This window comes from Pseudomonas edaphica (genome assembly GCF_005863185.1).
Classification (GTDB): Bacteria; Pseudomonadota; Gammaproteobacteria; order Pseudomonadales; family Pseudomonadaceae; genus Aquipseudomonas; species Aquipseudomonas edaphica.
Map to the genome: position 1 here is coordinate 1 of NZ_VBVZ01000129.1, position 12818 is coordinate 12818.

Annotated in this window: 13 protein-coding genes; 9 read left to right on the forward strand and 4 right to left on the reverse strand. The window is 54.9% G+C overall.

Features of this window, described 5'->3' with window-relative positions; translation table 11 throughout:
- The 3 genes from FEM54_RS10980 to FEM54_RS10990 form a co-directional block, all read left to right on the forward strand.
- A partial coding sequence (locus tag FEM54_RS10980) for a fimbrial protein (protein ID WP_240792730.1) occupies positions 1-1095 on the forward strand: 1095 nt, incomplete at its 5' end.
- A 177-nt stretch (positions 1096-1272) separates the two neighbouring features.
- The gene (locus FEM54_RS10985; protein ID WP_177410417.1) at positions 1273-1548 is read left to right on the forward strand and encodes a hypothetical protein; all 276 of its coding nucleotides are present in this window, start codon (positions 1273-1275) and stop codon (positions 1546-1548) included.
- 163 nt (positions 1549-1711) lie between these two features.
- Positions 1712-1984 carry a hypothetical protein gene (locus FEM54_RS10990; RefSeq protein ID WP_104912350.1) on the forward strand — a complete coding sequence of 91 codons (273 nt, stop codon included), beginning with the start codon at positions 1712-1714 and terminating at the stop codon, positions 1982-1984.
- 294 nt (positions 1985-2278) lie between these two features.
- On the opposite strand, the gene FEM54_RS33900 is transcribed toward FEM54_RS10990, so the two are convergent.
- Both FEM54_RS33900 and FEM54_RS11000 read right to left on the reverse strand, forming a co-directional pair.
- Positions 2279-2884 carry a fimbrial protein gene (locus tag FEM54_RS33900; protein WP_171045821.1) on the reverse strand — a complete coding sequence of 202 codons (606 nt, stop codon included), beginning with the start codon at positions 2882-2884 and terminating at the stop codon, positions 2279-2281.
- A 733-nt stretch (positions 2885-3617) separates the two neighbouring features.
- The gene (locus FEM54_RS11000; RefSeq protein WP_138450849.1) at positions 3618-4379 is read right to left on the reverse strand and encodes a hypothetical protein; all 762 of its coding nucleotides are present in this window, start codon (positions 4377-4379) and stop codon (positions 3618-3620) included.
- A 236-nt stretch (positions 4380-4615) separates the two neighbouring features.
- Between FEM54_RS11000 and FEM54_RS11005 the strand changes: the two genes are divergently transcribed.
- The 4 genes from FEM54_RS11005 (at position 4616) to FEM54_RS11020 (ending at position 8954) form a co-directional block, all read left to right on the forward strand.
- Positions 4616-5539, forward strand: a complete 924-nt coding sequence (locus tag FEM54_RS11005) for an ABC transporter ATP-binding protein (protein ID WP_138450851.1) — start codon at positions 4616-4618, stop codon at positions 5537-5539.
- Positions 5536-6270, forward strand: coding sequence for an ABC-2 transporter permease (locus FEM54_RS11010; protein ID WP_133714342.1), 735 nt, complete (start codon positions 5536-5538; stop codon positions 6268-6270). Before FEM54_RS11005 ends, FEM54_RS11010 begins: the two co-directional genes overlap by 4 nt.
- A 4-nt stretch (positions 6271-6274) precedes the next feature.
- Entirely contained in the window at positions 6275-8092 is a 1818-nt protein-coding gene (locus FEM54_RS11015) for a Gldg family protein (protein WP_138450854.1), read from the forward strand.
- A gap of 112 nt (positions 8093-8204) precedes the next feature.
- Positions 8205-8954: an SDR family NAD(P)-dependent oxidoreductase gene (locus FEM54_RS11020; protein WP_104912356.1), complete on the forward strand. Its 750-nt coding sequence runs from the start codon at positions 8205-8207 to the stop codon at positions 8952-8954.
- Here the strand turns inward: FEM54_RS11020 and FEM54_RS11025 are convergent.
- Positions 8951-9871 (reverse strand): AraC family transcriptional regulator, encoded by a 921-nt coding sequence (locus tag FEM54_RS11025; RefSeq protein WP_138450855.1) that lies wholly within the window; start codon positions 9869-9871, stop codon positions 8951-8953. The two genes, FEM54_RS11020 and FEM54_RS11025, sit on opposite strands and share 4 nt — an antisense overlap.
- An 86-nt stretch (positions 9872-9957) precedes the next feature.
- Here FEM54_RS11025 and FEM54_RS11030 point away from each other — a divergent pair, with 86 nt between their 5' ends.
- On the forward strand, positions 9958-11433 hold the full coding sequence (locus FEM54_RS11030; protein ID WP_138450857.1) for an aldehyde dehydrogenase family protein: 1476 nt from the start codon (positions 9958-9960) through the stop codon (positions 11431-11433).
- A gap of 449 nt (positions 11434-11882) precedes the next feature.
- Positions 11883-12512 carry a response regulator transcription factor gene (locus tag FEM54_RS11035; RefSeq protein WP_138450859.1) on the forward strand — a complete coding sequence of 210 codons (630 nt, stop codon included), beginning with the start codon at positions 11883-11885 and terminating at the stop codon, positions 12510-12512.
- A gap of 11 nt (positions 12513-12523) precedes the next feature.
- Here the strand turns inward: FEM54_RS11035 and FEM54_RS11040 are convergent.
- Positions 12524-12818 (reverse strand): Hpt domain-containing protein (locus tag FEM54_RS11040; RefSeq protein ID WP_138450861.1); only part of this gene is annotated, 295 nt, incomplete at its 5' end.

The following is a 12818-nucleotide window of genomic DNA, read 5'->3' on the forward strand; positions in this document are numbered from 1 at the left end:
TGGCTGTTTATATATGGCGTGGCGGCTGAAGCCGGGACGTTGGTCGACAGTGTTGCGACGTCTTGCACATTCAGCAACGGTATGGGCAGGCCGTGGTCACAAGTGACACCTTTGACGAGTAATACGCCCATTGGCTCGGTGTTATGGGAGCGCGCTGTAGCGCTGAATGCCAACTACAACTTTGCCCCGGCTGCCGGCATTGCCCATGAGTTGGTTTCTATGGCCTATTGGGGACCCGGTACACCGCTGACAGACGGAATTGCCCCCACCAACATTGACGGCATTGGCCTGAAAATATATGTGAACTCATCGGACGGTCAACGTCGACCGCTGCTGCAAACGCCACTGCCGATCGCGATGGAGAAAGAGCGCGTTCAATATGATTCGTCCGCAGCGCAAACGCGTGGTTCAACGATGGTTACCAACTACATGCAACAGTTGATTCTAACGGTCGCATCCAGCCAACTTCCTGCCGGAAAACTGATCGTCGATCGCGTTGCCGGCAGTTCTCAACTCATGCTTTATGCGGTGGATCTACCCAGGGGCAAAGCTGCTTTTGGCAGTAGTGTGGAGGTACCTACAGACAACATACCGATTGGCATCTGTCGCGCGCCTTACCTGCTGATGGGGCCCGCTGCTATCAATATGGGGAATGGTGGCCCGATTGAAATTCCAAATACCTGTGACGTGCAAACCTACCAGACGATACCGGTGCAACTGGGGCGCATGAGCCTGAACGATTTTCCTCAGGTGGGTGCGACTTCAATGCCTGTGCACTTCGCCATCGAGTTGAGCCAATGCGCGGCCAACGCCAAGCCAGAGATTACATTCACTGACAAGTACGGGCCGCCTGCGGACCCCACGATACTGACTCTTGAACCCTCTGCGACCAGTGCCCAGGGTTTTGGGATAGTCATGATCAATGAGTTGACGCATCAGGTGGTTCGTTATGACGGCGCTGCTTATCCGATGAAACGGGCTGGTGATGGAGCCAAAATACCGTTGAGCGCACATTACGTTCGCCAGGGGCATGATGAGACGTTGAAAGCGGGCGCCGCGAATGGAGCGGCGGAGTTTACCTTTACTTTTCCTTGATGGAATACAGCAGGTGACGGATGTCGATTCTTTAAATAACCAATACGCTTTGTTGTCTTGCTGGAATTTTCATCTGTCGAGAAGTGCATCGAGTTGTTCTTCTGCTGCCTGTAAGGAACTGATGCTGGCCAGTAATTCATCCTCACGCTGGTTTAGTGCCTGTTCGCGGAGGAGTAGATGCTGCGCTCGCTGTTCGAGTTGGTTGTTGCGACGTGTGAAGTCGCGGAGGAGGAGGGCGTGGTCAAGGAAGCGGAGCAGACGGTTTTGGATATTCAGCGGGAGCGTATTGCGATGCTGGCCGCTTACGATGCGCCCACCATTCCGACGGTGCCAGCGTTTGCGCGATTGGCAGGTAAATCGCGGATTAAGGGTGCCTACTGGCAGTTGGACCCTGTTCGCCTAGCCCAAACGCAGGCTGTGTTGGCGACAGCCAAGGGGCACCATCGCTCTTAATTTTTTTGGGGGGGGCGCTGTACGTGTGTTGGCTGTTCGCTTACACACCATCCCTAGGGCCAGTTGGTTATCGTAGAGCTTTGATAGCAGTGAAGTGAGCAGATCTGAGTTAGCCATCGTTGTTTCTACGAGGGCTTAGTAGGCAAGTAGGTAAAAGTTTGGGATGCTGAAACCCGTAGTGTTTCAAGTGTCCGTGGCGCCCGAGGGCCTCGGTGTGGATGAGATCCAAGTGCCCGAACGTATGCTTGAATTTTTTTTGAAGTCATTGCCCAGGACTTGGCCGGACGCCAAGGCGTTGGCCGCTGGTAAGGGCAAGCGCTTGATTGAGGTATGCCCTGATCTGGAGACCGCGGTGGTGCAACAGCGGCTAAAGCGTAACGTTGAGGCGCTAGCGGCGTTTGTCCGGCGGGAGGAGCAAGCGTTTGCCGAGGTATAAACGTGGCCCCGCCGCCTTGAGTCAGGCGGCATTGGGCTGATTTACTTCGAGACCTGCGATCACTGAATGATGGGTGTGTGCAACTTGGACAGCGCTCAACCAGCAAATTGCTGCGTGTGGGACTGTCGGACCCAGGCGAGTAGTAGAAGGGGCTATGTGCGGTAGCAGAGAGCTAGCTGAGTCGCCCAAACAAAGACGCGTCGCACGCCTGAGGGGCCAGATAGTGGTCGCCGGAAACTTTTCGGAATTCATGCAGTTTAGGTTTGCCGCTCAATATAAAAAGTGATCGTTAGATCAATTATAATTCATGGTGAATGTGATTTCGGCATTCGCTGTACCTGGAACCACTCCTGTTCCAGTAGCCTGTAGCGCATAGCGAGCGCTCACAGGAATGGTAAAATTTCCACCTTTGGTTGAGTATTCGTTGAAAGCTATTGCCTTGTTCAATGGAACAGGCTTTAGATTGCCATCAGTTATTTGCAAGCCTATACCTTTAGCCGTAGAGGCTTGAGTGAGACTGATTAGACCTTGGTCGTCGCTCAATGAGGGCGAGGACGATGTAGGGGTAAGTGTATATGTAACGCTATTAATACCTGTCGGACAGTTAAAAAGCTCAAGACTAAAAGGGATTGCCGTTGACGCGGCAGAGCTATCTTTAGAAAAATCCTCTAAGCGGTGTTGGCCCATTTTTACATTGACGTTGCGTGTTTCGCAGGCGCTGGCAACTATATGGGTGATTTTGTTTGAGATGTAACTATCCAACACCAATGCATCGCTCACCAGGCTGCCGAATTCACCTGCGGGAATAGTCGCCCCCTGAGTTATATTTCCGCTTTTTATAATGCGAATTTGTGTGCGCGATCCGAAATTATCATAATAAGTGCCAGGCTTGAGAGTCACAGAGCCGTACGACTGCGCTAAGCGTTCCTGTCGAACAACTACCCAAGAAAGCCCAGTATTGTCGATAGGGAACTCCGTAGTGTTTAGTCCGGCGCTTCCTAAGTTATTTTTTACGCCAAAAGATGCCGCAGTTGAACATGTGAACCTAGCGCTTGCGTTCTGTGTGAATACGGGGGATTCAAAAAGGACCGTGCCTGAAGCGAGGTCTCGCGGAAGCGTTATAGTTTCTGGTATATTGATCCGTATTAAGTTTGTACTACCGCTAGGGGGATCATATGTACACACTGCAAAAGTAATTGTAGGAAATAATAAAAGGAGAGCTGCAGCGAGCTGCTTGGCCAGTAACATATTCGGGGGCATACTAGAATCTCGATTATGATGTTTGGGTGTTGGCGTGCGATAGCTTGGGAAGGCTAAGCACCTGCTATAATGTAAGGCGGCATTATGCTCCGGCCGCACCGGCGCTGCTATCATATAGTTGGCACATACTTAAGGAAATTTCAGACTTTCTCTTCGATCGTTTTTGCGAATTTGTTTGCAAAGTTTCCTCTTGATACATGTATCGACGTGCCGGATCATATTTTAGCGGTCAACTAATCCCGGACACGATGTTAGGTTGTCCTTCGTCCTAGGCTGGCGTTAGCTGTTCAGGTGCGTGGTTTGCCGCTGGGCACCAGCCATGCGCAACAGCTCATCCAGGCAGTCGTGCCACGTCAGTTGCCTCGCTGCTGTTTCAGTTGTCGAGCAGTGCATCGAGTTGTATTTCAGCTGCGTGTAAGGAACTGATACTGGTCATTAGTTCGTCCTCACGCTGGTTTAATACAAGCTCACGGTTCATTAACTGCTGTTCGCGCTGTTCGAGTTCGCGTTGACGCTCATCCAGTCGTACATACTTGCCCAGCAATATTTCCTTATGGTTGGTAATGCTGGCGACAAGTGATTTCAGGTTCGCATCAATTTTGGACGAAGTGGTTTGTACGTCGCATGTCTTCACCGACTCACCCGTCAAACTGCTCGTCACGCGTGTTGCTGTAGGTGCGCAATTGCCAGTCTGCTGCGATTGCAGGGGCAGGGGACTGGCCTTGGACTGTGGGTCGTAATGCAAGAGACTCATGAGCCACGCGTCACTGATTTTCAAGCTGTAATGCGTATCTACAGGGCTGCACTCAATGACGCTGTCGGACAGGTCCATCAACGCATAAGTATCTTCGGTTTGTCTTGGGTCACTCGCGCACGCATCGCGCAAAACATCTTTGAGTACTTGAGCTGCCGTCGTAAGTGTCTCGGGCGGAGCATCGCGCATGCGCAGCCTCTGATACTCACCTTCAAGATACGTCAGGTAAATCCTTACCAGTTCATCGCCCGATTTTTCATTGAGGCTATAAACCAGGAACTGCTGGTTGAGACTGGTCGCGGTGAAACCGCACAGGACCACGGCGTTGAGCAATTGACCATGGGCATCTGGTATTTCAAGCGTTCGCAATAACATGAGCAATCCGGCTCCGTGAGGCTGAAGGGGGTGGCGGTGAGGTGAGCAGAATAGCCAACTGGACCCAATAGCGTTGTCAGATAAATCCTACTCGCCAATGGACAGTTCGATTCGCGCCAAGGAACAATCGGATTCACCGCTGATGAGGTTTCAGGATCCGTACCCTATCGATAAGGTGCGTCGCGAAACGAAGCGTGCACTCTCAGACGCTTCGCCGCGTCTGAGCAGGTAACTGGGCAACCATGATTGATATAACGCATTTGACCAAACGTTTCGGCAAAGTCCTGGCAGTAGACGATGTGTCTTTCAAGGCCATCTCGGGTGAGGTGCTGGGGATGCTCGGCCCCAACGGCGCGGGAAAGTCCACCACCCTACGTATGCTCACTGGGTTCGTGTCGCCCACCTCAGGCACCGCCAACCTCTTTGGTTTTGATATACGCCGTCAGACGCGCCACGCTCAACGTCTGATCGGCTACGTTCCTGAAACAGCGGCTTGCTATAACGAAATGTCCGTCGCGAGTTTTTTGGGCTTTATTGCTCAAGTACGTGGCTTGCGTGGACGCGAAAAGACGTTGCGGGTCACGGCCATGCTTGAGCAATTCGAGCTGATGGAGGTACGCGGCCAGACCATCGACACCCTGTCCAAGGGGTTCCAGCGCCGTGTCGGATTGGCGCAAGCGATTTTGCATGACCCCAAGATACTGATCCTCGACGAACCCACCGATGGTCTGGACCCGAATCAGAAGTACCGCGTGCGCGAGCAAATCAAGGAGTTGGCCCGCGACAAAATCGTCATCATTTCTACCCACATCCTCGAAGAGGTCACCGCATTGTGCAGCCGCGTGCTGGTTATGGATAAAGGTCGGCTGTTGGTCGACAGCACCCCGCTGGAATTGGAAAGTCGTTCGCGCTATCACCAGGCAGTGACGTTGTACGCCACCCGGCCTCTGGATGTAATGACACTGGGCATGCTGCCAGGCGTTTCAGGCATAGAGGCGGGGCCTGAACCCTATAGCGTGCGGGTGCTGGCACGCGCTGGAGCGGTGATATTACCGGCTATCAATTCGCTGATTGTGAGTCGCGGCTGGGATGTGCCACGCCAGGAAGTCGAGCGAGGCTCTCTGGGGGAGGTCTTCCGGCTGCTGACCCGGGAGCAACAACCATGAGGACGTTCTGGCCGGTGTTCAAGCGCGAACTGTGCAGTTATTTCCTCACTCCCGTCGCGTATGTGTTTACCCTCTTGCTACTGCTGCTCAGCGGTATCAACACTTTTTACCTGGGCGACTTCTACCAGCGTAACCAGGCCGACCTGGCACCGTTCTTCGACTATCTGCCGTGGCTATATGCGTTGCTGCTGCCGACCCTTGCCATGCGCATGTGGTCCATCGAGCGGCAGAGCGGATCAATCGAGTTGTTGATGTGCCTGGCGGTGGGTACGGCTGAAGCGGTTGTAGCCAAGTTCCTCGCCGCCTGGGTGGTCAGCGGGTTGGCGCTGGCGTTGACGTTTCCACTGGTGATTACAGTCAACTACCTGGGGGCGCCGGACAACGGCGTCATCCTTTGTGGCTATCTGGCCAGTTGGTTACTGGCTGGCAGTTGCCTGGCCATTGGCGGGTGCCTGTCGGCATTGACCAAGAACCCACTGATTGCCTTCCTTACCGCAATGGCGCTATGTCTGGCATTCATGGCCTGTGGCTTCCCGGTGGTATTGGATGTCTTGCATGGTTGGTCAAGTTTGCCCTGGCTCGATGGCGTGGCTTCGTTGAGTTTCCTCACACATTTCGAGGGACTATGCCGAGGTGTGATCGACCCACAGGACGTGTTGTATTTTTTCAGCCAGATCATAGGCTGGCTCGCCGCTACCGTGATTGCGGTTGAATTGAAAAAGGCAGTGTGACGCCATGTCATTCAAATCGATGACACGTACCTGCTTGCGCCTCGTGGTCATTATCGCTGGGTTCGTGGCGGTCAACTTCGAGTTGGCACCACGTATGGCGTCCATGCGGTTGGACCTTACCGAGCAGCAGCTTTACACCCTCAGCCCGGGGTCGCGTCAGATCATTCAGGCCGTGTTGGAACCCGCCGATCTGTACTTCTACTTTTCCAGCCAGGCCGCCAGGGACCTTACGGTCATGCGCGGTTACGCGGTGCGTATCAAAGCATTGCTGCGTGAATATGAGCGTGTGTCAAATGGCCGACTACGGGTGCACGTTATTGACCCTGCTCCGTTTTCAGCGGACGAAGCCCGCGCAGTCGAGCTTGGTTTGCAACCAGCCCCCATCGGCAAGGCGGGTGCGGCGGTTTACTTTGGTTTGACCATCGTCGACGCACAGGAGCACCACGCCAGCATCGGTTTCTTTGCGCTTGAACAACAAACGTTCCTTGAGTACGACATCAGCCGCACATTGCAGACGTTGACTCGGTCTGCGCGGCCAGTGATTGGCCTGATGTCTTCGTTGCCGTTGGCAGGTGGCTTCGATGTGCAGTCGGGGCGAACGCGACAGCCTTGGCGGATCATGCAGGAGATCGACAATGCGTTTGAAGTGCGCGAGCTGGCGTCCGATGTCGACACCATCGACAGTGCACTCAATGTCCTGATGCTCGTGCATCCCAAGCACTTATCTGCGCCCACGCTGCGCGCCATTGGTCAGTTTGTGCTGCGCGGCGGGCGTTTGCTGGTGTTCGTCGACCCCTATAGTGAGCAGGATCGCGGCGATTATTATTTTGGGATACCCAGCAAAGACAAGTCTTCCGACCTCGCGCTTTTGTTCAAGGCGTGGGGCATCAAGCTTCTACCTGATCGCATGTTGGGCGACGGCCGCTACGGTCAGTTTGTGGCAATGGCCCAAGGCGCAGAGCCGGTCTGGCAACCGACCGCCCTGGGGCTGTCACCCTCTGCGATGAATGAAAAGGATGTGATTACTGCTGGTATTGGCAGCCTTAACCTCACAACCGCCGGTATCTTGAGCGCCGTGCCGGGTGCAACAACTACTCTGACACCGCTGCTGCACAGTTCGGAGCAGGCCATGCCCTACAAGACGGCGCTTCTGAATCATCTGGAAAGTCCCGACGCGCTGTCCAAGAGCTTCAAGGCTACAGGCGAGCGTTATCTGATTGCGGTACGCCTGCAGGGGGCGGCACGCTCGGCTTTTCTGGACTCTCCCGGAGCGCTTACCGAGGCGCAGAATATCAACGTCGTGGTGGTGGCAGACACAGACGTATTGAGCGACAACCTGTGGGCGGATGTGCAGCAGCAAGGGGATCGTGCAGTCACGGTGCCATGGGCTGACAATGCGGTGCTGGTGCTCAATGCGCTGGACAGCCTGTCCGGGTCGGATGCCTTGATCAGCTTACGCTCACGGGGACATTACAGCCGAACGTTCACTGTGGTCGAAGAGTTGCAGCAGCAATTCCGCGAGCGTTATCGCAGCATGAGCGGTGAGCTGCAGGGAAAGCTCGATGAAGCTGAAAAACATCTCGCGCCTTTGGCCGCAGAGCAGGGGCGAGATATGCCTCTGACGGCGGAACAGCAAACCGCCCTTGCACAATTTAACGCTGAAAAAGCGGGCGTTGAAATGCAGATGCGCCTTGTAGCACGAGAACTGACCCTTCAGGTTGAGCATCTAGGCCTGCTGCTCAAGGCGCTCAACATCCTGGCAATCCCATTGCTGCTTTCACTGATCTGCTTTTGCATATTCTTATGGCGCGGGCGATCGTGATGAAGGCAGGACGATTACTAAGCTTTTCTGGAGCATTGGCTATTAACCGGTTCACGGCATCCCCTTAAGCTGGATTCACTGAGTTTCAACCAGCAATAGTGAGGAAGTGAACATGAAAAGGTTGCACAAGAAAGTCGCGCTGGTGACCGGCGCTTCCAAGGGCATTGGCGCGGCCATTGCCAAACAATTGGCCCAGGATGGCGCCACCGTCATCGTTAACTACGCCAACAGCCGCGAGGACGCTGACCGGGTGGTTGAACATATCCTGCAAACCGGCGCCAGGGCACATGCAGTGCAGGCAGATGTCTCCAACAGCGCCGACCTCAAGGTGCTGTTCAAGACCATCGTGCATGAGCATGGTCACCTCGATATTTTGGTCAACAATGCCGGTGTCTACTCGACCAGCGCCTTGGCCGACATTACTGAGGCGGAGTTTCATCGCCAGTTCAACCTCAACGTCCTGGGACTGATCCAGTGTACCCAGGCAGCAGTTGAAGTGTTCAACCCTAAGGGCGGCAGCATCGTCAACATCAGCTCCAGCGTCACCTCGTTCACACCGGCCAATTCGGCGGTGTACACCGCCTCCAAGGCTGCGGTTGACGCCATCACCCGTACCCTGGCCAATGAATTGGGGCCCAGAAATATCCGTGTCAACTCAGTGAATCCCGGACTGGTTGTCACCGAGGGTGTGCACGCCAGTGGCTTTTTCGAAGAGGCGTTCCGGCAAAAAATTGAAGCTATTACACCGCTGGGGCGCATCGGTCAGCCCGAGGATATTGCACCCGCCGTCGCCTTCCTGGCGTCGTCGGATGCAGGCTGGATCACCGGTGAAACCCTGATAATCGGCGGCGGCCTGCACTAAACCTGGGCGGCGTGCTCGCGCACATAGTGGCGGGGCGACTGCAACATGACGCGCTTGAATGCCGTGCTGAATGCGCTTTCGGACTCATAACCCAATGAGAACGCGATGGTGGACACCGAGTCATCGGAGTTCTTCAACCGATCACTGGCCAGCAACATGCGCCAGTACGTCAGATACTCCATGGGTGCTGCGCCGACCACCTGTTTGAAGCGCAGCGCGAAGGCCGAGCGCGACATGGTTGCCAGTTGCGCCAGTTCCTGGACGCTCCAGCGATGGGCCGGGTCGGCGTGCATCGCGCTAAGGGCAACACTGAGGTTGCGGTCGGCCAGGCCGTAAAACCAGCCGATGCCGCTGCTTTCCAGGGTCGCCAAGTGAGTGCGCAAAACTTCGACCAGCATCAGGTGCGCCAAGTGTTCGTTCATCAGCGAGCGGCCTGGGCGCTTCTGCTGCAGCTCCGAGGTGAAGCGCTCAAGCGCCCAGCGTAGGAGCGATGCCTGGGGCTCATTGGCCTGCACGTGAACCAGCGAGGGCAGGCTGCTGAGCAGTAACTGGGTAGGCACGCCGCTGAAGTCAAAGCGGCCACCGACCAACTGCGTGTCATTGCCGCCGTAATGCAAGGCCAGTTCGTCCGCCGCTAGGGTTTGAAAGTGACCGTCGGAGTTCATCACCGGCTGGGACATATCACTGTAGAGCGAAAAAGGCATGCCACGGGTCATCAGGAAACAATCACCCTGGTGCAGGCGCTGCGGCTGCTGTTCGCCATCCACTTGCAACCAGCAACTGCCCTTGACCACCGCGGTGAACTTGATGCCCTCACGTTCAGGGAAAGTGAAGGCCCAATCACCGCCCAAGGAGAGCGTGGCTGAGTGGTAATTACGGATTCTCAGCAAGGAAAGAACGTCGGACAGAGGATCCATATATCACCTGGGTGGACGGAAAATAAAGTAATCGGGATTTTATAACAGAGCTCATCCAGATTTCACGTTTAAATATGAGGTACACCATGCAAATCAATTTCGATAAGTCTTATGGCCCACTGATAAATGGGGTGTTTGAAACTGACGATAAAGCGCGCTCTTTTGCTGCGGTCGACCCTGCCACGGGCAGGCACTTAGCCTACATCCGCTATTGTGACGCCAAGGATGTCGATCGCGCTGTAAAGGCTGCGCATGCAGCGTTTCCCGCCTGGCGTGCCCTGGGTCAGCAAATGCGCGCGCGCCTGATGAACCTGCTGGCTGACGAGATCGAAGAGCACAGCGAACGCCTGGCCATGATCGATGCCCATGACGTGGGGCGCTGCATCAGCGAAGTACGCAAGGATTACCTGACCGCCGTCCGACACTATCGCTATTTCGCCTCGGTGATCATGGCTCATGAAGACACTGGTCGGGAAATCGACGGTGGTTACGCCATCGCCAAGCGTGAGCCTTTGGGCGTATGCGGGCAGATCATTCCCTGGAACGCGCCGGCGATCATGGCCGCGTTCAAGCTCGCACCGGCACTGGTCGCCGGTAATACCGTCGTGCTCAAGCCTGATGAAAATGCTTCGTTGTCGACGCTGGAGTTGGGCAAGCTGATCCAGAAGATCTTTCCCGCCGGTGTGGTGAACATGGTCACTGGGCGGGGTGACATCGTCGGTGCAGCGTTGAGCGAGCATCCTTTGATCAGGAAGCTATCGTTCACCGGCAGTACCGAAGTCGGCCGTACGGTAGCAGGTGTCGCAGCCCGACGTCTTGTGCCCTCAACACTCGAACTGGGTGGCAAGAGCGCCAATATCGTGTTTCCGGACATCGACGACATCGATGCGGTGGTCGACAACACCACCTTCGCCGCCATTCATAACAATGGGCAGTCGTGCCTGGCGGGCACGCGTTTGTTCGTGCATGCATCGATTGCCGAACAGTTTCAGGAAAAACTGATAGCCGCGTTCAAGCGCGTGAGAGTCGGATCACCCTTGGCTGAAGAATCACGGGTCAGTTGCTTGGTCAATGCGCAACAAGGTGAGCGCGTGTTGAGCTACATCATCATGGGCCTGGAGGAGGGCGCCAAACTGCTCGCAGGTGGTGGTCGAGCATCGGTTCCAGGTTGCGAGCACGGTTACTTCATACAACCAACGTTATTACTGGCACGTAACGATATGAGCATCTGTCAGGAAGAGATTTTTGGCCCGGTGCTTTCGCTGATCGTGTGGGACGACTATGAAACGATGATCGCCCAGGCCAATGGAACTGAATACGGTTTGGCCGCCGGGATCTACACAAGCAACCTGCAGCACGCTATGGAGACCGCTGCGCGGCTGGAGGCTGGGTCGGTGTGGATCAATCGCTACTCGAACATTACCGATGGGACGGCGTTTGGCGGGTATAAAAACAGTGGTATAGGCCGTGAGTTTTGTCGGGAGACGCTGAATGCTTATACACAGATAAAAACCATCACGATGCAGGCGCGTGCACCGCTGAGCTGGTTTACAGGCGTGTAGATAAACGGGGGCCGCGTGCAGTCAGATGGTGCGCGCGGACCCGATAGCATGATTTTACCGATTATCTTTGGTTCGATTGGTTGGAAGATGTGTTCAGTAGAGAGAGGGCACAAACAGCGTCTGACGCCAAGAAAGCTTTCTGGTCAACTATACTGTTGTAGGAATTATCCTGCCTGCGCAAAGGATATATCTATGGTGGCATAGAGATTCTTGCGGTTTGCGCTGCGAATAAGTTGAGTATGATTGCCGCCTCTTGCTAGCGTCCTCGGCGACGGCGCCTCAACAGCAGGTTGCCGAGTGTTCGCAATAACTTATGCGTTTCTCGGTACGTCATGCCGCAAAACGCAGATTGCTTCGAATACTTTGGGTTGCGATTAGCTGCTCAGTTGTTCCCTTGCATAGACGATACCGTCATCGCTACTCAAATCGAACTTCAGGAATAATTAATCATGGGCACCATAGTCATCGTCGACGACCACCCCCTGATGCGCATGGCTGTGCGCGTGATGCTCGAGCAGGAAGGGCATTCGATTGTCGCCGAGGTCGACAACGGTGTAGATGCGGTAGAAGTCATCCGCAAACTGCTCCCGGACATGATCGTTCTTGACTTGAGCATCCCGAGAATGGACGGCCTGTCAGTCATTGCGCACCTCAAAGCTATCGGTATTTCTACCCGAGTGCTGATCCTTACCTCCGGCGACACTCGAAACTTCGCTATGCGTTCGTTGCAGGCTGGTGCAGCGGGTTTTGTCTGCAAGGATGACAACCTGGACGAACTGGTCGGTGCGGTGAAGGCCGTGTTGTCGGGTTACAGCTATTTTCCGGCCAACACCATTCACCAGTTACGCGACAATACCCAGGCCGCCAGCGAGGAAAGCCTGCTGATTGCACAATTGTCCGATCGTGAGATCACCGTGTTGAAGCTGCTGGCTCGCGGCATGGGCAATCAGGCCATCGCCGATGAGTTGATGATCAATCACAAGACTGTGAGCACGTACAAAATTCGACTTCAACGCAAGCTGAGTGTAGAAAACCTGATTGCTCTGGGTGAGCTGGCCAAGCGCAATGGCTTGGCGTAGTCGCTTTCTGCCTAGGGTTCGAGCATGTGTTGAATACGCCGTAACTCCTTCTTCACCTGCCTGACCTGCGCCGGTACGTCCTCGGCGCCGGTTCGGCAGCCATGCTCCAGTTCCTTGCACAACTCAAGCAGATAATCATTGCACATTAATGCCGCGCTACCCCTCAAACGGTGAGCCAGCTGCGCAATGCCAGCGAGGTCCCGTGTCTCACTAAAGTCACGCAATTGCTCGATATCCTGTTGATTGCTGCGCATCAATTCAGCTTGCAGTTGTTGAATGATTGCCGGGTTGCCACCGGTAATCGGC